General features: G+C 72.6%; 15 protein-coding genes. 8 read left to right on the plus strand and 7 right to left on the minus strand.

Annotation, left to right across the window (positions count from 1 at the left end; all coding sequences use genetic code 11):
- Positions 1–237 precede the first annotated feature (237 nt).
- Positions 238–1,770 (plus strand): AMP-binding protein, encoded by a 1,533-nt coding sequence (locus tag FB465_RS06450; protein ID WP_145788382.1) that lies wholly within the window; start codon positions 238–240, stop codon positions 1,768–1,770.
- Here the strand turns inward: FB465_RS06450 and FB465_RS06455 are convergent.
- Positions 1,763–2,479, minus strand: a complete 717-nt coding sequence (locus tag FB465_RS06455) for a helix-turn-helix transcriptional regulator (protein ID WP_145788384.1) — start codon at positions 2,477–2,479, stop codon at positions 1,763–1,765. The genes FB465_RS06450 and FB465_RS06455 overlap by 8 nt on opposite strands.
- 119 nt (positions 2,480–2,598) lie before the next feature.
- Here FB465_RS06455 and FB465_RS06460 point away from each other — a divergent pair, with 119 nt between their 5' ends.
- The 4 genes from FB465_RS06460 to FB465_RS06475 all read left to right on the plus strand — a co-directional run bounded on the left by FB465_RS06460 (position 2,599) and on the right by FB465_RS06475 (position 6,346).
- Positions 2,599–3,384 carry a TIGR03084 family metal-binding protein gene (locus FB465_RS06460; RefSeq protein ID WP_145788386.1) on the plus strand — a complete coding sequence of 262 codons (786 nt, stop codon included), beginning with the start codon at positions 2,599–2,601 and terminating at the stop codon, positions 3,382–3,384.
- A gap of 54 nt (positions 3,385–3,438) precedes the next feature.
- Complete coding sequence (locus FB465_RS06465) at positions 3,439–3,837, plus strand: hypothetical protein (RefSeq protein WP_145788388.1); 399 nt, start codon at positions 3,439–3,441, stop codon at positions 3,835–3,837.
- A 104-nt stretch (positions 3,838–3,941) separates the two neighbouring features.
- Complete coding sequence (locus tag FB465_RS06470; RefSeq protein WP_145788390.1) at positions 3,942–5,627, plus strand: purine-cytosine permease family protein; 1,686 nt, start codon at positions 3,942–3,944, stop codon at positions 5,625–5,627.
- Between the two features lie 26 nt (positions 5,628–5,653).
- Complete coding sequence (locus FB465_RS06475; protein WP_145797174.1) at positions 5,654–6,346, plus strand: aspartate/glutamate racemase family protein; 693 nt, start codon at positions 5,654–5,656, stop codon at positions 6,344–6,346.
- Between the two features lie 9 nt (positions 6,347–6,355).
- Here the strand turns inward: FB465_RS06475 and FB465_RS06480 are convergent, their stop codons facing one another.
- The 4 genes from FB465_RS06480 to FB465_RS06495 form a co-directional block, all read right to left on the minus strand.
- On the minus strand, positions 6,356–7,315 hold the full coding sequence (locus tag FB465_RS06480; protein ID WP_211785735.1) for a YihY/virulence factor BrkB family protein: 960 nt from the start codon (positions 7,313–7,315) through the stop codon (positions 6,356–6,358).
- Between the two features lie 166 nt (positions 7,316–7,481).
- Complete coding sequence (locus FB465_RS06485) at positions 7,482–10,679, minus strand: error-prone DNA polymerase (RefSeq protein WP_145788391.1); 3,198 nt, start codon at positions 10,677–10,679, stop codon at positions 7,482–7,484.
- A 63-nt stretch (positions 10,680–10,742) separates the two neighbouring features.
- A complete protein-coding gene (locus FB465_RS06490; protein WP_145788393.1) occupies positions 10,743–12,374 on the minus strand; it encodes a DNA polymerase Y family protein in 1,632 nt (543 codons plus the stop codon).
- A 1-nt stretch (position 12,375) separates the two neighbouring features.
- On the minus strand, positions 12,376–13,026 hold the full coding sequence (locus FB465_RS06495; RefSeq protein ID WP_145788395.1) for a hypothetical protein: 651 nt from the start codon (positions 13,024–13,026) through the stop codon (positions 12,376–12,378).
- A gap of 204 nt (positions 13,027–13,230) precedes the next feature.
- Between FB465_RS06495 and FB465_RS06500 the strand changes: the two genes are divergently transcribed.
- The 3 genes from FB465_RS06500 (at position 13,231) to FB465_RS06510 (ending at position 16,890) form a co-directional block, all read left to right on the plus strand.
- Positions 13,231–14,826 (plus strand): AMP-binding protein, encoded by a 1,596-nt coding sequence (locus FB465_RS06500; RefSeq protein ID WP_145788396.1) that lies wholly within the window; start codon positions 13,231–13,233, stop codon positions 14,824–14,826.
- Between the two features lie 241 nt (positions 14,827–15,067).
- The gene (locus tag FB465_RS06505; protein WP_145788398.1) at positions 15,068–16,090 is read left to right on the plus strand and encodes an isopenicillin N synthase family dioxygenase; all 1,023 of its coding nucleotides are present in this window, start codon (positions 15,068–15,070) and stop codon (positions 16,088–16,090) included.
- A gap of 80 nt (positions 16,091–16,170) precedes the next feature.
- Positions 16,171–16,890, plus strand: coding sequence for a MerR family transcriptional regulator (locus FB465_RS06510; protein ID WP_145788400.1), 720 nt, complete (start codon positions 16,171–16,173; stop codon positions 16,888–16,890).
- 19 nt (positions 16,891–16,909) lie between these two features.
- On the opposite strand, the gene FB465_RS06515 is transcribed toward FB465_RS06510, so the two are convergent.
- Positions 16,910–19,078 carry a 3-hydroxyacyl-CoA dehydrogenase NAD-binding domain-containing protein gene (locus tag FB465_RS06515; protein WP_145788401.1) on the minus strand — a complete coding sequence of 723 codons (2,169 nt, stop codon included), beginning with the start codon at positions 19,076–19,078 and terminating at the stop codon, positions 16,910–16,912.
- A gap of 20 nt (positions 19,079–19,098) precedes the next feature.
- Positions 19,099–20,313 carry an acetyl-CoA C-acetyltransferase gene (locus FB465_RS06520; RefSeq protein WP_145788403.1) on the minus strand — a complete coding sequence of 405 codons (1,215 nt, stop codon included), beginning with the start codon at positions 20,311–20,313 and terminating at the stop codon, positions 19,099–19,101.
- Between the last annotated feature and the right edge of the window lie 24 nt (positions 20,314–20,337).

Raw genomic sequence — 20,337 nt, forward strand, 5'->3', positions numbered from 1 at the left:
GTACGGGACGGATGAATGATCGGCATCGCGCGGCAGGGCTATGACCACTCCCCGGCCTGAATCACCCGCCCGGACCAGGTCTTGTGCCTCGATGGCCCAGCCCTCGCCGCCGGACGCCGCGGCCCTTCGGGAGGGCATCGCGACCACTGCCGGAAAAAGGCCCCGCGCGCGACCATTCGGGTAACACCCCCGATCGGGGGTGTCCTGCGGGGTGCGGGGGCGGGCACAGTGGGCGGCATGCAGACTCCACTCACCGTGATGGACTTCCTCGACCGGGCCGAGCTGGTCTACGGCGACCGGGTCGGACTGGTCGACGAGCCGGTGCAACCGGCCGACTCCTGGGGCGAGGTGACGTACCGTCGGATGGCTCAGCTCGCCCGTGCGCAGGCCGCCGGGCTGGACCGGCTCGGCGTCGGACCGGGCGAGCGGGTCGCCGTCGTCTCGCACAACTCGGCCCGGCTGATGACCTCGCTGTACGGGGTCAGCGGCCACAGCCGGGTCCTGGTACCGGTCAACTTCCGCCTGAAGGCCGAGGAAGTGGCGTACATCGTCGAGCAGAGCGGAGCATCCGTGCTGCTGGTCGACCCTGAACTGGACGAGGCGCTGGCCGGTGTGCCGGTCAAGCACCGCTTCGTGCTCGGCGCCGAGAGCGACGCGCAGCTGTACGACTTCGACCGCGAGCCCGTCCGGCACCGGATCTCCGAGTCGGACACCGCGACCATCAACTACACCAGCGGAACCACCGCCCGCCCCAAGGGTGTTCAGCTGACGCACCGCAACATCTGGCTCAACGCCGTGCTGATGGGCCTGCACTTCGGGGCCGGGGACCGGGACGTGTACCTGCACACGCTGCCGATGTTCCACGCCAACGGCTGGGGCCTGCCCTTCGTGCTGACCGGGCTCGGCGCGCAGCACGTGGTGCTGCGCAAGGTGGACGGCGCGGAGATCCTCCGCCGGGTCGAGCGGCACGGGGTGACCTTCCTGTGCGGCGCGCCCGCCGTCGCCACCGCCGTCCTGGACGCCGCCGCCGACTGGGACGGCCCGGTCCCCGGGCGGGACCGGGTGCGGATCATCGTGGCCGGTGCGCCCCCGCCGACCTCGGTGGTGCAGCGCATCGAGAGCGAGCTGGGCTGGGAGTTCATGCAGATCTACGGCCTGACCGAGACCTCCCCCGTGGTGACGGTCAACCGCGGCCGCGCCGAGTGGGATGCCCTCCCGCCGGCCGAGCGCGCCGAACGGCTGGTGCAGGCCGGCTCACCGGCGCTCGGCAGCCAGGTGCGGGTGGACGGGCAGGGCGAGGTCCTGGTCCGCTCCAACACGGTGCTGGAGGGCTACTGGAAGCAGCCGGACGAGACCGCCGCCGCGCTCAAGGGCGGCTGGTTCCACACCGGTGACGGCGGCACCCTCACCGACGGCTACCTGGCCATCTCCGACCGCAAGAAGGACGTCATCATCACCGGCGGGGAGAACGTCTCCTCGATCGAGGTGGAGGACTGCCTGTACGGCCACCCGGCCGTCGCCGAGGTCGCGGTGATCGGGGTACCCGACCGCAAGTGGGGCGAGACGGTCAAGGCCCTGGTGGTGCTCAAGGACGGGCAGAGTGCCGACGAGGCCGCACTGATCGCCCACTGCAAGCAGCGGCTGGCCGGCTACAAGGCGCCCACCTCGGTGGAGTTCCGGGACAGCCTGCCGCGGACCACCACCGGCAAGCTGCAGAAGTTCCGGCTGCGGGAGCCCTACTGGGCGGGGCGCGCCCGCGAGGTCAACTGATCAGGCCGAACTCGCGTGCGGTGATGGCGAGTTCGACGCGATTGCGGACGCCGAGCTTGTGCATCGCGCTCTTCAGGTAGCCGGTGACGGTGTTGCAGGTGAGGCCGAGTTGGGCGGCGATCTCCGGGTTGGTCCGGCCGGCCGCCGCCCAGCGGAGCACCTCGTGCTCCCGGGGCGTCAGCCGTACCCTCACCGGCTTCGGATCCGGCCGCTGCCAGGCGGCGGCCCCGGCCAGGGCGCGGGTCGCCGTCGCCGCCAGGCGGGCCACCGAGCCGATCCGGGCGTCGCCGAAGGAGACCACCGCGCGCAGCGAGGCGTACACCACGCCGTGCACGGTGCCCTCGTGGATCAGCGGGACGGTCAGCATCGCGTACAGGTCCTCGGCGCTCACGGCGGCGTCGTAGTGGTGCGAGATCGTCGTCGCCGCACGGTAGTCGGGGACCCAGCTGGGGGCTCGCTCGGCGAGTGCGCGGCCGCCGAGTCCGGTGCCGACCGGGACTTCGAGGTCGTGCAGCAGATCGGCGCGGGTGCCCGCCCAGTGGCGCAGCACCATCCGCCTCGGCCGGTCCGAGCGGTCCGGGACGCCGACCAGGCCGACATCGGCGCCGCAGTCGGCGACCACCCGGCGCGCAAGGTCTCCCAGCACCGCGGAACGGACCAGTTCGGCGGCGCTCGCGTCGATGTCAGGGGTCGCTTCAGCCCTCGTCATCGGGGTCACCGGGCGATTCTCACACGGCCCTCCCGTGGAGGGGAGAGCCGCGACACGACCATTCCGGCGGCCCGGCCGGGCCGTTACGCTGCGAACAACTCCGAGGAAGGGGACAACACATGGCAGGGTTCACCACCGTGCTGGACGACCTTCGGGCCGAGAGCGCCGATCTGGACTCCCTGGTGGCGGGCCTGGACGGCGAAGGCCTCGCCACCCCCACCCCGGCCGCCGGGTGGACGATCGCCCACCAACTCTCGCACCTGGCCTGGACGGACCGCTGGTCTCTGCTCGCGGCACGGGAGCCCGGGGAGTTCGCGGCCGCCGCCCAGCGGGTCTTCGGCGCCGGCGGCGACCCGATCGAGGAGGGTGCGGCGGAGGGCGTCGGCGAGGAACCCGCGGCGCTGCTGGGGCGCTGGCGGGCAGGGCGGGAGGAGCTGTCGGACGCGCTGGCCGCCGCGGCTGCGGCCGATGCCCGGTTGCCGTGGTTCGGCCCGCCGATGAAGCCCGCGACGATGGCCACGGCCCGGCTGATGGAGACCTGGGCGCACGGGCAGGACGTGGCCGACGCGCTGGGCGTCGAGCGGAAGCCCACCGCGCGGCTGCGGCACGTGGCCCATCTGGGCGTACGGACCATGGGCTTCGCCTTCACCCTGCACGGGCTGCCGGTGCCGGAGCAGCCCGTACGGGTGTCACTGACCGCGCCCTCGGGCGAGCTGTGGACCTGGGGGCCGGAGGACGCTGCGGATCAAGTGAGCGGCGCCGCCCTGGACTTCTGCCTCCTGGTCACCCAGCGCCGCCATCGCGAGGACCTCGACCTGCACACAACGGGTGCCGTGGCGGCGTCCTGGCTGCCGATCGCCCAGGCCTTCGCAGGCGCACCGGGGGCGGGACGAGCGCGGCTCTGAATCACCCTCCCGAGCGATGTACAGGTTCGTCGCCGAACTGATTCCCTGTCCGTCATGACGAAACGTGTACGACTCTTCGCCGCCACGGCAGGTCTCATGGCGTCTCTCGCCGCTCCCGTGCCCGCCTCGGCGACGACGGCCGAGGGCCGGGTCGACGCTTTCTTCACGGAGTACCGCCTGGCCGTTCTCGGGGAGATCGAGGACCAACCGCGCGATGTCCGAAGGCGGTTCGTGGAGCCGGTGCTGAACGCCCGGCTCAGCGTCTGGGGCGCGGCCAACGAGGCCGACCCGGTGTTCCGCGCCCACAACATTCCACGGTCGTGGTCCGTCCGCCCCGCCGGCGGCAATGCCGTCGTGCTCACCGAGACCTGGTACGAGGGCGGGAGTCAGGACGTCCGGTACGTCGTGCGGCCCGCCGACCTGCGGATCATCGCTCTGGGCGAGCCTGCTTGACGTCCGGTCAGCCGGTTACGTCGCCGAAACCGCGCGGGCACCGTGTGCTTCACACTCGCTCCCTAACGTCACCGCTCACAACGCCACGACCACCAGGAGCGGTGATGACCGAGACCACCAGCCCACCGACGTCCGCCCCTGAGCTCCCGGGCCCCCGCCGCTCGTACGCCAAGTCCGCCGCCGACGAGAGCCTGGAGGACTACTCGCTCCGCTACGCGCCGCACTCCTTCCGGCGCTGGTCTCCGCTGTCCGTGGCCTCCACGGCACTGGGCGGGATCGCCTACCTCGCCGACTACGCGATCGGCGCGGGGATCGCGATGTCCTACGGCTTCACCAACGCACTGGCCGCGATCCTCGCCGCCGCCACCGTCATCTTCCTGACCGGCATCCCCATCGCCCGGGCCTGCGCCGCCAACGGCGTGGACATGGACCTCCTCACCCGCGGCTCCGGCTTCGGGTACCTCGGCTCCACCCTGACCTCGCTCGTCTACGCCAGCTTCACCTTCATCTTCTTCGCCCTCGAGGGCTCGATCATGGCGCAGGCCTTCCACGAGGTGCTGCACATCCCGCTGCCGGTCGGCTACCTGATCACCACGCTGATCGTGATCCCGATCGTCTTCAAGGGCATGACCTGGATCTCCAAGCTGCAGGCCTGGACGCAGCCGCTGTGGATCCTCGGCCTGGTCGGCCCGTTCGTCATCCTGGCCTTCCACTCCCCCGGCACCTTCGCCGATTTCACCCACTTCGGCGGCACCCACGGCGTCGGCTCCGGCTTCACCCTGCTCGGCTTCGGTCTCGGCACCGGCGTCGCCCTCTCGCTCATCGCCCAGATCGGCGAGCAGGCCGACTACCTGCGGTTCATGCCGCAGCGCACGCCGGCCAACGCCCGGCGCTGGGACCTGGCCGTACTGGCCGCCGGCCCCGGCTGGGTGGTGATCGGCGCGCTGAAGCAACTAGGCGGCGCCCTGCTCGCCTTCGCCGCACTGGACGTGGTCGGCAACACCAAGGCGCTGGAGCCCATCGCACCGTACGTGGAGTCGCTGCGGCCGTGGTTCGGCGCGGCGGCGCTGCCGCTGGCCGGGCTCTTCGTGATCGTCTCCCAGGTGAAGATCAACTCGACCAACGCCTACTCCGGCTCGCTCTCCTGGTCGAACTTCTTCTCCCGGCTGACCCACCGCCACCCCGGCCGGGTCTGGTACATCTTCCTCAACTGCGGCATCGCGCTGCTGCTGATGGAACTCAACATGTTCAGCGCGCTCGGCTCGCTGCTGGGCTTCTACTCCAACGTCGCGATCGCCTGGATCGGCGCGGTCACCGCCGACCTGGTGATCAACAAGCCGCTGGGCCTCAGCCCGAAGTACATCGAGTTCAAGCGGGCCTACCTGCACCCGGTCAACCCGGCGGGCTTCGGGGCGATGTGCATCGCCGCCGCCGTCTCGATCGCCGCCTTCTTCGGCTGGTTCGGCACCTACGCGGAGGCGTTCAGCCCGTTCATCGCGCTCGTCCTGGCGATGGCCTGCAGCCCCCTGATCGCCTGGGCCACCAAGGGCCGCTACTACCTGGCCCGGCCGAACCCCGAGGCGGACCTGGCCCTCACCGACCCGGTCGTCACCCGGGTCTGCACCGTCTGCGAGGGCAGCTACGAGGTGCCCGACACCGCGCACTGCCCGTTCCACGAGGGCACCATCTGCTCGCTCTGCTGCAGCCTGGACGCCGACTGCCACGACACCTGCACCAAGGGCGGCGCCGACGGCCCGGTGCTCATGGGGATGCCCACCGTCCGCGGCTAGTCCGACGCGTGTGCCAGAGTGGCGCGATGAAGACCATCGGGCTGCTCGGCGGGATGAGCTGGGAATCGACGGCGGAGTACTACCGCCTGCTGAACGAACTCACGCGGGACCGGCTGGGCGGGCTGCACTCGGCGAAGTGCGTGCTCTACTCGGTCGACTTCGCGGAGATCGAGCGGCTGCAGGTGGAGGGGCGCTGGGCGGAGGCGGGCGAGGTGCTCGCCTCCGCCGCCAAGGCGCTGGAGGCCGCGGGCGCCGAGTTGCTGCTGATCTGCACCAACACCATGCACAAGGTCGCCGGCCAGGTCGAGGCCGCCGTCCAGGTCCCGCTGCTGCACCTGGCCGACACCACGGCGGCAGCCGTCCGGGCTGCCGGGCTGCGACGGGTGGGCTTGCTGGGGACGGCCTTCACCATGGAGCAGGACTTCTACCGCGGCCGCTTGGCCGGCCACGGCCTGGAGGTGCTCGTCCCGGACCAGGACGGCCGGGCCGTCGTCCACCGGATCATCTACGACGAGCTGTGCCGGGGCGTGATCAGGGAGGAGTCGCGGGCGGCGTACCGGGCCGTCATCGACGAGCTGGTGGCGCGCGGGGCCGAAGGCGTCGTTCTCGGGTGTACCGAGATCGAGCTCCTCATCGGCCCCGAGCACAGCCCCGTCCCGGTCTTCGCCACCACCCGCCTCCATGCGGAGGCCGCGGTCGCCGCAGCGCTCGGGCGGTGACGGCGCCGCCTACTTGTCCCGCTCCGGGGGGTGGTGGCCCGGGTGGTGGTAGCCCGGCGGGCGGTGGTTGTGGTGGAGGTGAACGGGGAGGTGGAGGTGCAGATGGTCACGCCCCTCCCACAGGCCGTGACCGGCGAGTGCACCCCCGAAGACGGTGAAGCCGACACCGATCAGCCAGGACTGGACCACCAGGACGGTACCGATCGCACCGTAGGACAGCGCGTTGGAGACGATCAGCGGGGCGAACACCAGCCGCGAGAACACCCGCAGACCCACCAGCGCGCCGACGGTCGCCACCGCCCCCGGGAACAGCGCCCGCCATCGCACCCGGCCGCCCAGCAGCAGCCGCTGGATCCACCAGAAGAACAGCAGGCCGCCGCCCAGGATGGCGGTGAGATGGAACACCGGCTGAGCTGCCGTGCCCTGCCCCGGGACTTCGCTCCAGGAGGCCGCGAGCAGATAGCCGATCAGGGCCGCCAGGCCGATGGCCTGCCGCCAGGCGGCGTGCCAGGGGGCCGGTGGCAGGCGCCAGATGCGCTCGTAGCCGTTCTGCACGGCGGACATGAAGGTGACCCCGAAGAGGATCACTGCCGCCAGGCTCAGGCCGGTGGTGGTGTTGAGCGCCTGGCGTGGTGAGGAGAACAGCTCACGGACCGCCTCTGCGGGTGACCCCGAGACGCCGAGGCCCTCGATCACCCAGTTCGCGAAGCCGCTGCCGTGCACCGGCGAGGCGGCGGCCACGACGATGAGCAGCGGGATCAGCGTCACGAAGGCGAGGGCGGCGAAGCCCATCGCCCGGTGCATGAGCTCCAGCTCGCGGCCCTGACGCCAGACCCGCACGGCCAGGGCACGCGAACGGTGCCGGGCGGGCAGCTTGCCCGAGCGCGAGGCGCCCGTACGGCTGCCCGCGCCGGTCGGATCCTCGCCGCGCGGCCCGGGAGTAGTCGGCCCTTCCGATGTACCCGTCATGGCAACCGATCACCTCCCTCACCAGCGTCTCACCTGCGGATCGCACGGGAGCCGTATCGCTTCCGCCGTGGGCGTGGCGGCAGTGGTCGAGCGGGGCAGGGGCCGGAGCTTCTCTTCCGAGTGGGTACGCAGAGTCACCACGGACGTCCTGGCCGGGAGGCGGTGCTCAGACGCCGATCCGCAGGGGGGCGAGCCGGGTGGCGACCAGGTTGGTCGCGCCGTGGTGGCGTTCGATGTGGCCGTGGATGAGCAGGCCGGCCCGGTCCAGGGCGGTGCGGCGCTGCGGCTCCCAGACCGGGCGGCTGCAGATGACGTTGATCAGCCCGGTCTCGTCCTCCAGGCTGATGAAGAGGACCCCTCCGGCGGTGGGAGGCCGCTGGCGGTGCGTCACCAGACCGCCGACCAGGACCGGGGTGCCGGGTTCGACGGTGTGCAGGGCGGACGCCGGCAGGGCCCCGCCCCGGTCGAGGGCCGCGCGCAGGTGCTGCACCGGGTGGCTGGTGGCCGAGGTGCCGGTGGCCCAGAGGTCGGCGATGGTCTCCTCGACGGGGGTCATCGCCGGCAGCGGCGGCGCGGTGCCCCCGGAGGCCGTACCGGGGAGAGTGTCGGGCGTGGCGGTGGCGTACACCCCGGCGGACCACAGGGCCTGGCGGCGGCTCAGGCCGAAGCAGCCGAAGGCGCCCGCCGTGGCCAGCGCCTCCAGGACGGGGGCCGGGAGGCCGGTACGGCGGGCGAAGTCCTCCAGGTCCGCGTACGGCCGGCCGGCCGCGACGGCCTCGGCCTGCGGGACGCCCAGCCCCCGTACGGTGGTGAGGCCGAGGCGGATGGCGGGTTGCGGGATCGGGTTGCGGTCGGAGGGGTCGGGATCGGGCTCGAGGGTGGGCCCGGGCCCGCTGGCGTTCACGTCGACGCCGCGGACCTGCACACCGTGCCGCCGGACGTCGGAGACCAGGCTCAACGGTGAGTAGAAGCCCATGGGCTGGTTGGCCAGCAGGGCGCAGGTGAAGGCCGCCGGGTGGTGGTACTTGAGCCAGGCGCTGGCGTACACCAGGTAGGCGAAGCTGATCGCATGGCTCTCCGGGAAGCCGTAGTTGGAGAAGGCCTCGATCTTCGTGTACACGTCCTCGGCGATGTCCGCCGGGATGTCCCGCCGGGCCATTCCCTCGAGCAGGCGCTGCCGCAGCTCGGCGACGCGCTGGTGGGAGCGCTTGGAGCCCATCGCCTGGCGCAGCCGGTCGGCCTCGGCAGGGCTGAACCCGGCGCAGTCGATGGCGAGTTGCATCATCTGCTCCTGGAACAGCGGCACCCCGAGGGTCTTGCTGAGGGCGTTCTCCATCAGCGGGTGCGGGCAGTGGGCCGGCTCGGCCCCGGCGCGGCGGCGCAGGTACGGGTGGACGGAGCCGCCCTGGATGGGGCCGGGGCGGATCAGGGCGACCTCGACCACCAGGTCGTAGAACTTCCGCGGTTTCAGCCGGGGCAGGGTGGCCATCTGGGCGCGCGACTCGACCTGGAAGACGCCGACGGTGTCGGCCCGACAGAGCATCGCGTAGACGTCGGGGTCGTCGTCCGGGATGGAGGCCAGGTCGTAGCGGACGCCGTGGTGGGCGGCGATCAGGTCGCAGGTGTCGTGCAGGGCGGAGAGCATGCCGAGGCCGAGCAGGTCGATCTTGACCAGCCCGGCGCCGGCGGTGGAGTCCTTGTCCCACTGCAGCACCGAGCGGCCCGGCATCCGGGCCCACTCGGTCGGGCAGATCTCGCCGATCGGCTCCCGGGTGAGCACCATCCCGCCCGAATGGATGCCCAGGTGGCGTGGCAGACCGTGGAGTTGCCGGCCCAGGGCGATGACGTCGGCGGGGATCACCGCGTCCGCGCCGGGCGGGCCGCGGAAGTCGCTCTGCCGGGTGAAGGCCTCGATCTGGCCCTGCGGGTAGCCGAGCGCGCGGGCGGCGTCGCGCAGGGCGAGCCGGGGGCGGTAGGTGATCACGTTGGCGACCTGGGCGGCGTGCTCCCGGCCGTACCGGCGGTAGACGTACTGGATGACCTCCTCGCGGCGGCGGTGCTCGATGTCGAGGTCGATGTCGGGCGGGCCGTCCCGGGCGATGCTGAGGAAGCGTTCGAAGAGCAGCCCGTAGTGGATGGGGTCGACGGCGGTGATGCCGAGGGCGTAGCAGACGGCGGAGTTGGCGGCGGAGCCCCGGCCCTGGCACCAGATGTCCTGCTGCCGGCAGAAGACGACGATGTCGTGGACGATGAGGAAGTACCCCGCCAGTTCGAGCTGTTCGATGACGTCGAGTTCGCGGGCGAGCTGGCGCAGGGCGGGTTCGTTGCCGGCGCCGAAGCGGACGGGGCCCGCCTCGGCGACCAGGGTGCGCAGGTGGCTGATCTCGCTGTGGCCCTCGGGGACGGGGAAGCCAGGGAGCCTGGGCTCCAGGCCGCCGAAGTCGAAGGCACAGGCGCGGGCGAGTTCGACGGTGGCCTGCTGGACGCCGGGGCGGCGGGCGAGCCGGGCGGCCATCTCGCGGCCGGAGCGCAGGTGGGCGGTGCCGGCGGCGCCGGTCCAGCCGGCGGCCTGGTCGAGGGTCCGCCGTCCGTGCAGCGCGGCGAGCCCCTGGGCGAGTTGGCCCTGGGCCGGGGAGGCGTGGTGGACGTTGTTGGAGGCGACCGCGGGCAGGTCGAGCTTGGCGGCCAGGGCCGCCAGCCGGTCATTGCGTACGTCGTCGCCGGGCAGGCGCTGGTCGATGAGCTCGACGAAGACGTTGGCCTTGCCGAACGCCTCGGTGAGGGTGTGCAGTTCGCGTTCGGCTGCGGCGGCGCCGTGGGTGGCGAGCGCGGCCGGTACGCGGCCCTTGCGGCAGCCGGTGAGCACCGCCCACTGGCCGTGGTGGGCTTCGGCGAGCGCCTCGAAGTCGTACGCCGGGCGGTTCTTGGCCCCGCCCGCGAGCTGGGCGGCGCTGATCGCGGCGGACAGGCGGCGGTAGCCCTCCGGGTTGCGGGCGAGGACCAGCAGGTGCTCGTCGGGGCTCAGGGTGAGTTCGGCGCCGAAGACCGTTCGCAGCCCCAGGTCGCGTGCGGAGTCGGCGAAGCGGACCACTCCGTACAGGCCGTCGTGGTCGGTGAGCCCGACGGTCTCGATGCCGAGCCGGGCGGCCTCCTCGGCCAGGGCCTCGGGGTCGCTGGCCCCGTCGAGGAAGCTGAATGCGGAGTGGGTGTGCAGCTCGGCCCATGGTTCGGGGGTGAGTCGAGGTGGGGGTGGGGTCGGGCGTCTTCGCAGGGGTACGACGTCGGCGCCGGTGTGGCCCGGGCGGCCGGCCAGGCGGCGGTGCAGCTCGTTCCAGGGGAGCGAGGGGTGGCTGGTGAATCCCATCGCGGGTCTTGCTCCGTCTCGGGGGTGGTTCGGTTCTCGTCATTGCCCCCCGGCAGTTGGGTCTCAGTCGTAGGCCGCCTCCACGGACCAGTGGCCGCCCTCGACGGTGAGCAGCAGGGCCCGGCCGTCGGCGACCGCGACCTGGAAGCGGGCGCGGCGCCGGGAGCGCGCCGGGTCCCACCAGTACTCGACCGCGGGCCAGGGCCCGGTCCAGCCGGTGACCTGGAGGAGCCGGCCGTCCAGGGTGAGCCGGGACGGCGGGGCGGATACCTCGGCCCGGCCGCTGACGGTGACGGGGGTGCCGCCCGCGTCCAGAACGGCGACCGGGACGGGGGTACGGGGCACCACCGAGGGCGGCGGGTCCTGCAGGCGGCCGGGCCAGGGGGCGGGGGCCGGGGCCTCGTACACCTCGCCCCAGGGGACGCGTACGGCCTGCTCGCCCGGGCCGCGGCCGCCGGCGGGCTCGATCCGGCGCAGCCCCGCGTGCCCGAGCACCGCCTGCACCCGGGCGACGGCGCGCTCCACCCGGTCCTCGGCGACCGCCTGGCCCCAGAGGGCAAGCTGGCGTCCCTGGTCGGGGACCAGGCCGTCGGGGACGAGGCGCAGCGCGGTGAAGCCGCCTGCCTCGTCGGGGAAGGTGGCGGCGCTCTGCCAGGCCTGCAGCTGCCAACGGACGCGTTCGGCGAGGGCGGAGGCGCCCAGCCGGCCCTCGTGCCGCCAGAGGCGGGAGGCGGTGCGGCCGTCGGCGCAGGTCACCTCGACGGCGACCCGGTGGCAGGTCAGGCCGACCGCGCCGAGGCGGGTGTGGAGTTGTTCCGCGAGGGTGCGGGCGACGAAGACCAGGGGTTCGGCGAGCTGCTCGGGCGGGTCGAAGAGCTGTTCCGTCGTGAGGTCGAGGCCCTCGGGGCGGGGGGCGAGCGGGCGTGACTGCAGGCCCCGGGCGCGGCGGTGCGCGGCCGCTCCGGTCGGGCCGAACCGGTCGGCGACGGCCGGCCCGGAGAGCTCGGCGAAATCGCCCACGGTGTGGATGCCGAGCCTGACCAGCAGGTCGGCCAGCGGCTCGTCACCGAGCGCGGCCACGGGGTACGGGGCGAGGAACTCCGCCGTCCGCCCGGCCGGGACGAGTACGGCGGCGCGGGCCGCGAGCACGGCGGCGAACAGACCGTCGGCCACCCCGACCTGGCTTCGCGGCGTCGCGGCGTCCGGTTGGGGCTGGGGGCGGGGGCGGCTACCGGGGTGGTCACTCGCCACCCCCTCGGGCAGCGGATGCGCCTCGGGGGTGGGCCTGCCGAGCGCTGTCGCCACCGCGGTGTGGATCCGGGCCGCGAGGGCCTCCTCGCCGCCGAAGTAGCGGCTGGGGCCCTTCACGGGGATCGCGCACATCCCGGGGCGTAGGACCTCCACCCGGGGCGTGAAGGCCTCCACGGCTGCGACGACCGGTTCGAACAGCCGGGTTTCGGCCTCCGGGTCGCGGTCCCGCAGCTCCAGGTCCGGGCAGAGCCGCTGGGCCAGCCGCAGGCGCTGCCCACGGCGCACTCCGGCGGCGCGGGCCGCGTCCGAGCAGGCCAGCACCCGTCCGGACTCCAGCACCGCCACCGCACGGTCCGCCCCGGCGTCCGGGGCCGTGGCGACGACCGGCCAGTCCGGGCACCAGACCACCAGCGCCCGGGGCGCACCCGCTTCCGACGTCGTCATGTCACACCGCCGCCAGACCGGGCAGGGCCACCGCCGGCTGCTCGGCCTCCGCCGCCCGTACCGTTCCGTGCTCGTCCGGCAGCCACAGCCGTGCCGTACGGGCCCGGCCCCCGGCACCACGCCCCTCGGCGGCCACCTCGACCTGGCGCCCCTGCAGCTGCCCGTACCCCGCGCCGAGCCCGAACCAGCGGGCGGAGCTCACGCTCAGCCGCAGTACGGCGCCCGGCCAGGGCCCGGCCACCAGCAGCGCGCAGCCGCCGCGCCGCAGCACGGCGGTGAGCCTGGCCGCCAGCTGCGGGGGCACCGGGCCGTCCGGGCACAGCAGGATCAGTCCGACCGCCCCTGCCAGGGCCGAGACGACCTCCGGCCAGTGCTGCCCGGGGTCGTCCACGAGCAGCAGACGGCGGAGGTCGATGCCGTAGCCGGCTGCTGCGGCCAGGCCGAGGTCGGGCAGGCCCACCGCTGCGGACCAGGTCCCGTCGAGCGTCGCCGCGCCGGCCGCCAGCGCGAGCAGCAGGCCCGTGTCGCCGTGCACCGACACCGCCGCGCCGCGCCGCAGCCCGCCGCCGGGCAGCAGCGGGGCCAGCGCCGGGAGGACGGGCAGCAGGCCGCCCTCGGCCGGCCGGAGGAGCGTGGAATCGAAAGTGGGCACACTTCAGGATCGAACATCTGTTCGCAAATATTCAAGTCCGAATATCTGACGGGGTGATAGAAAAGCTCTGACCTGGGGAAATGTCGCGGTGGCGGATTGTTCGATTACGCTCCGTGTTGGCGGTGGAAAATCGAACAGCTGGGCTCGGGCCGTGCGCTGCCTTGACGAACCGTCAGCGGTGACGAAACCTGGACGGGTGCCGACATGCGGGGGTCAACGGTGACCGAGCAGGCGTCCTACACACGCGGCAGCACGGACTCTCCGCTGCTGACCGACACCTTCGGCCGGCGTCTCGACCGGGCCGTCGCCGAGTTCCCCGAGCGGGAGGCGCTGGTCGACGTCCCGAGCGGCCGCCGCTGGACGTACGCCGAGCTCGGCCGGGACGTCGACCGCCTGGCCCGGGATCTGCTGGCGCGCGGGGTGGCCAAGGGTGACCGGGTGGGGATCTGGGCGCTCAACTGCCCGGAGTGGGTGCTGGTCCAGTACGCCACCGCCCGGATCGGCGCGATCCTGGTGAACATCAACCCGGCCTACCGCACCCATGAGCTGATCTATGTGCTGAACCAGTCGGGGGTCAGCCTGCTGGTCTCCCAGAGCACGTACCGGGACAGCGACTACCGGGCGATGGTCGAGGAGGCCGAGGGCCGGTGCCCCGGGCTGCGCGAGACCCTGTGGATCGGCGAATGGCAACTCCTGGACGGTGAGGGGGAGTTCCCGGAGCTGAGCTGTGACGAGCCGATCAACATCCAGTACACCTCCGGCACCACGGGCTTCCCCAAGGGCGCCACCCTGTCGCACCGCAACATCCTCAACAACGGCCACTGCGTGGGTGAGTTGCTGGGCTACACCGAGCAGGACCGGGTCTGCGTGGCGGTGCCGTTCTATCACTGCTTCGGCATGGTGCTCGGCAATCTGGCCGCCCTCAGCCATGGTGCCTGTGTCGTCATCGCTTCGCCGGGGTTCGACCCGGCCGCCACCCTGCGGGCCGTCGCCGCCGAGCGGGCCACCTCGCTGTACGGCGTGCCGACCATGTTCATCGCCGAACTCGGCCTGCCCGACTTCGCCGAGTTCGACCTCTCGTCGTTGCGGACCGGCGTGATGGGCGGCTCGCCCTGCCCGGTGGAGGTGATGAAGCGGGTCATGACCGACCTGCACATGGCCGAGGTCGCCATCGCGTACGGGATGACCGAGACCTCGCCCGTCTCCACCCAGACCCGCCGGGACGACGACCTGGAGCACCGTACGGCGACGGTCGGCCGGGTGCTCCCGCACGTCGAGGTCAAGGTGGTCGACCCGGCGAGTGGGCGGACGGTGCCGCGTGGTGAGGCGGGTGAGCTGTGCACCCGGGGCTACTCGGTGATGCTCGGCTACTGGGACGAGCCCGAGCGGACGGCGGAGGTGGTCGACCAGGAGGGCTGGATGCACACCGGCGACCTCGCGGTGATGCGCGAGGACGGGTACCTGGCCGTCGTCGGGCGGATCAAGGACATGATCATCCGGGGCGGCGAGAACATCTACCCGCGCGAGATCGAGGAGTTCCTGCACGGCCACCCCGGGATCGCGGACGTCCAGGTGGTCGGCGTGCCGGACGAGCGGTACGGCGAGGAGATCTGCGCCTTCGTGATCCTGCGCGACCCGGCGGGCACCCTCACCCAGGCGGAACTGGCCGAGTACTGCCGGGGCCGGCTGGCGCGCTACAAGACGCCGCGCGAGGTGCGCGTGATGTCGTCCTTCCCGATGACGGTGAGCGGCAAGGTCAGAAAGAACGAACTGCGCGAGCTGGCGGCCCGGGGCCGGTAACGGTGGGGCCCCGTGTTCGTTCACCGCCCGCGCTAACCTGGTGGCGTGCTCATTCTCGTCAGCCGTCGCCACGTGGACCTGCTCCGCGTCACGAGCATGTCCTGTCGACGCTCCGGCTGACCCTCCCTCCCGACACATCCTTCCCCCGGCCTCGCAGCACCCGCCCACCCCGCGTGGTAGCTGCGGCGTCCCCGGCGACCCGCCGGAACCGGCCCGGGCACCAACCTCGTGGATGTCACCCATGACGCAGCAGTACCCCCTCACCGGCCTCCCCGTGATCGACCTCTCGCTCGCCGACGGCAGCGCGGCCGACCGGACCGGGCTGCACGACGCCCTGCGCGCCGCCGCGACCGAGGTCGGCTTCTTCCAGCTGACCGGCCACGGCATAACCCCGGCCGAGACGGCCGCCCTGACCAGCGCGATGCGAGCCTTCTTCGAGCTGCCCGAGGCCGACAGACTGGCCGTGAGCAACCTGAACTCCCCGCACTTCCGCGGCTACACCCGTACCGGCGACGAGCGCACCGGCGGCAGCCAGGACTGGCGCGACCAGCTGGACATCGGCGCCGAGCTGCCGCCGCACGTCCCGGCCGCGGGCGAGCCTCCGTACTGGTGGCTGGAGGGCCCGAACCAGTGGCCGGCCGCGCTGCCCGAACTGCGGACGGCGACGCTGGGCTGGATCGACCGGCTGAACGGGGTCGCCGGGCGGCTGCTGCACGAGCTGCTGGCGTCGATCGGCGCCAAGCCGGACTTCTACGACTACGCCTTCGCCGGGCACCCGCACCTGCGCCTCAAGCTGGTCCGCTACCCCGGCACCGCCCCCGACGGCGCGGGCCAGGGCGTGGGCGCGCACAAGGACTACGGCTTCATCACGCTGCTGCTGCAGGATTCCGTCGGCGGGCTGCAGGTGGAGCGCGCGGACGGCTCCTTCCTGGAGGTCCCGCCGCTGGAGGGCGCCTTCGTGGTCAATCTGGGCGAGCTGCTCGAGGTGGCCACCGACGGGTACCTCAAGGCCACCAGCCACCGGGTGGTCAGCCCGCCCGGCGCCCGGGAGCGCTTCTCGGTGCCGTTCTTCTACAACCCCCGGCTGGACGCGCACATCGAGCCGCTGGAGTTCCCGCACGCCCACCACGCGCCGGGCGCCACCCAGGACCCGGGCAACCCCCTCTTCGCGGAGTTCGGCCGGAACGAGCTCAAGGGCTATCTGCGGGCCCACCCCGAGGTGACCCGCAGGCACCACGCCGACCTGCTGCCGCTCGCCTCCTAGACCGACCGGGCACGGCGCTGTCACACTGCTGCTGTCACAGCAGTGGTGTGACAGCGACCGGCGGAAGGCGAGACGGCATCATGGCGACACCCCCGCAGCTCACCGTCGACGAGCTTGCCGCCCGCGCCGGGGTGACGGTGCGCACCCTGCGGTTCTACAGCACCAAGGGCCTGCTCCCACCGCCCGAGCTCGGCCCGCGCCGGGTCGGCCTGTACGGGTCCGCCCACCTGGACCGGCTGGAGCTCATCGAGGAGCTGCAGCGCCAGGGCCTCACCCTGGCCGCGATCGAGCGGTATCTGGCCCAACTCCCCGAGGACATCAGCTCGCTGGACCTGGCCATCCACCGCGCCCTGGTCGCCTCCTGGACCCCGGAGACCGCCGAGGAGGCACACCGCGGCCAGCTGGAGCGCCGGGCGGGGCGTGCTCTCTCGGACGCCGACGTGGACCGGCTGGCCGCGATGGGTGCCCTGCACCGGACGGACGACCCGGACGTGTTCAAGATCGACCCGGGTCTGCTCCCGCTGGGCGTACGGGTCCTGGACGTGCCGATCCCGCTGGAGACCCTGGTCGCCGCGCGTGCCGTGGTGCGCCTGCACAGCCAGGCGACAGCCCACGACCTGCACCGGCTGTTCCGGGAGACGGTCTGGAAGCCGTACCGGGAGAGCGACCCGGCGCCGGAGGAGCTGGAGCGGATGAAGCTGCTCGCCGACCAGATCCAGCCGATGGTGGTGCAGGCCCTGGTGACGGCCTTCCAGCGCTCGCTCGCGGAGGAGCTGGCCGCGCGCCCCTCGGCGGAGTGACGCGCGGCCCCGACGGCGCTCAGTCCTTGAAGCTGCCGCCCTCCGCGGCGAGGCGCTCCAGCAGCGGCGGCGGGGTGAACCGCTCGCCGTACGCGGCCGCCAACTCGCGGGCGCGGGCGGTGAATCCGGGCAGGCCGCCCTCGTAGCCGTTGATGTACTGCAGCACGCCGCCCGTCCAGGCCGGGAAGCCGATGCCGAGGATCGAGCCGACGTTGGCGTCGGCCACGGAGGTGAGCACGTCCTCCTCCAGGCAGCGCACCGAGTCCAGGGCTTCGGCGAAGAGCATCCGCTCCTTCATGTCCTCGAACGGGATCTGCGCGTCCGGCTTCGTGAAGTGCTCACGGAGGCCGGGCCAGAGGCGCGTGCGGCGGCCGTCCTCGTAGTCGTAGAAGCCGGCCCCGCCGCTGCGGCCCGGGCGCTCGAACTCGTCGAGCATCCGGTCCATCACCCGGTCGGCCGGGTGCTCGGTCCAGCTGCCGCCGGACTCCTCGACGGCGCGGCGGGCCTCGTTGCGGATCTTGCGGGGCAGGGTGAGGGTGAGCTCGTCCAGCAGGGAGAGCACCTTGGCCGGGTAGCCGGCCTGGGCGGCGGCCTGCTCGACGGAGACCGGGTCGACGCCCTCGCCGACCATCGCGACGCCCTCGTTGATGAACTGGCCGATCACGCGGGAGGTGAAGAAGCCGCGCGAGTCGTTGACCACGATCGGGGTCTTGTTGATCTGGCGGACCAGGTCGAAGGCACGGGCGAGTGCCTCGTCACCGGTCTGCGGGCCGCGGATGATCTCGACCAGCGGCATCTTGTCGACCGGCGAGAAGAAGTGCAGGCCGATGAAGTCCGCGCTGCGGCCGACGCCTTCGGCGAGCAGGCCGATCGGGAGGGTGGAGGTGTTGGAGCAGAGCAGCGCGTCGGGCGCCACGACGTCCTGGACCTCCTGGAAGACCTTGTGCTTGAGCTCCGGGTTCTCGAAGACCGCCTCGATCACCGCGTCGCAGCCGGCCAGGTCGGCCGCGTCGGCGGTCGGGGTGATCCGCGCAAGCAGCTCGTCGCGCTGGGCCGCGGTGGAGCGGCCGCGCGCCACCGCCTTGTCCAACAGCCCCTCGGAGTAGGCCTTTCCGCGCTCGGCGGCCTCCAGGGTGACGTCCTTGAGCAGCACCTCGATGCCGGCCCTGGCGCAGGAGTACGCGATCCCCGCGCCCATCATCCCGGCACCCAGCACCGCGACCCTGCGCACCTCGCGGGCCGGGATCCCCTTCGGCCTGCCCGCACCGGAGTTGACCGCCTGCATGTCGAAGAAGAGCGCCTGGATCATGTTCTTGGCGGTCTGCCCGCAGGCCAGCTCGGTGAAGTAGCGGGCCTCGATCGCCATCGCGGTGTCCACGTCCACCTGGGCGCTCTCCACGGCGGCGGCCAGGATGTTGCGCGGCGCCGGGTACGGCGCGCCGGCGAGCTGCTTCTGCAGGTTGGCCGGGAAGGCCGGGAGGTTGGCGGCGAAGGCGGGGGTGGACGGGGTGCCGCCGGGGATCCTGTAGCCCTTGGCGTCCCACGGCTGCTGAGCGGTGGGGTTGGCCTCGATGAAGGCGCGCGCCTTGGCGAGCATCTCCTCGCGGGTGGTGGCCAGTTCGTGCACCAGGCCGTTCTCCAGGGCCTGCGCGGGCCGGTACTGGCGGCCCTGCAGCAGCACCTTGAGCAGCGCGTCGGTGATGCCGAGCAGCCGTACGGTGCGGACCACGCCGCCCGCGCCGGGGAGCAGGCCGAGGGTGACCTCCGGCAGGCCGATCCGGCTGCCGGGCGCATCCAGCGCGATGCGGTGATGGCACGCGAGGGCGATCTCCAGACCGCCGCCGAGGGCGCTGCCGTTGATCGCCGCGACCACGGGCTTGCCGAGCGTCTCCAGGGTGCGGAGCAGCTGCTTGAGCCGCATGGACGCCTCGAAGAACTCGCCCGCCTGCTCGGCACGGACCGCGGAGAGCAGCCGCAGGTCACCGCCGGCGAAGAAGGTCTTCTTGGCGGAGGTGATGATCACGCCGCGCAGGCCCTCGGTGGCCGCCAGCCGGGGGATCACCTCCTCCAGGGCGTCCCGGAAGGCGCCGTTCATGGTGTTCACGGACTGCGAGGCGTCGTCGAGGACGAGGGTGACCACGCCGTCCTGGTCCTGCTCCCAGCGGATGACGGGGGTGTTGTCAGACATGAGGAAAGGTCTCCCGGGAGTCAGATGCGCTCGATGACGGTGGCGATGCCCATGCCGCCGCCGACGCAGAGGGTGGCCAGGCCGTAGCGGAGGTCTCGGCGCTCCAGCTCGTCGATCAGGGTGCCGATCAGCATCGCGCCGGTCGCGCCGAGCGGGTGGCCCATGGCGATCGCACCGCCGTTGACGTTGACCTGCTCGTGGCTGAAGCCGAGCTCGCGCATGAAGCGCAGCGCGACGGCGGCGAAGGCCTCGTTGATCTCGACCAGGTCGATGTCGGCGGCGTTCAGCCCGGCCTTGGCCAGCGCCTTGCGGGTGGCGGGGGCGGGGCCGGTGAGCATGATGGTCGGCTCGGAGCCGGAGACGGCGGCCGAGACGATCCGGGCGCGCGGGCGCAGCCCGTACCGCTCGCCGATCTCGCGGTTGCCGATGGCCACCAGGGCGGCGCCGTCGACGATGCCGGAGGAGTTGCCCGCATGGTGGACGTGGTCGATGGACTCGACCCAGTGGTACTTCTGCAGGGCGACGGCGTCGAAGCCGCCCGCCTCGCCGATCGCGGCGAAGGAGGGCTTGAGGCCGGCCAGGGTCTCGACGGTGGTGCCGGGGCGGATGAACTCGTCGCGGTCCAGGACGACCAGCCCGTTGCGGTCCTTGACCGGGACGACCGAGCGGTCGAACTTGCCGTCCGCCCAGGCCTTGGCGGCGCGCGCCTGGGACTCGGCGGCGAAGGCGTCCACGTCGGTGCGGCTGAGGCCCTCGATGGTGGCGATCAGGTCGGCGCCGACGCCCTGCGGGACGAAGCCGGTCTCGAAGCTGGTCATCGGGTCCATCGCCCAGGCACCGCCGTCGGAGCCCAGCGGGACGCGGGACATCGACTCCACGCCGCCGGCCAGGATCAGGTCCTCCCAGCCCGAGCGGACCTTGGCGGCGGCCAGGTTGACGGCCTCCAGGCCGGAGGCGCAGAAGCGGTTCTCCTGTACGCCGGCCACCGTGTCGGGGAGCCCGGCGGCGATCGCGGCGATCCGGGCGATGTCGGAGCCCTGGTCGCCGATCGGGCTGACCACGCCGAGCACGATGTCGTCGATGGCGGCCGGGTCCAGGCCCGGGAAGCGGCGGCGCAGTTCGTGGATCAGGCCGACCACGAGGTCGATCGGCTTGGTGCCGTGCAGCGAGCCGTTGGCCTTGCCCCGGCCGCGTGGGGTGCGGATAGCGTCGTAGACGTACGCTTCGGTGGTCACGGTGAGTGCCTTTCGAGGGTCTTG

It is taken from the genome of Kitasatospora atroaurantiaca (assembly GCF_007828955.1).
In the GTDB taxonomy this organism is placed as follows: domain Bacteria; phylum Actinomycetota; class Actinomycetes; order Streptomycetales; family Streptomycetaceae; genus Kitasatospora; species Kitasatospora atroaurantiaca.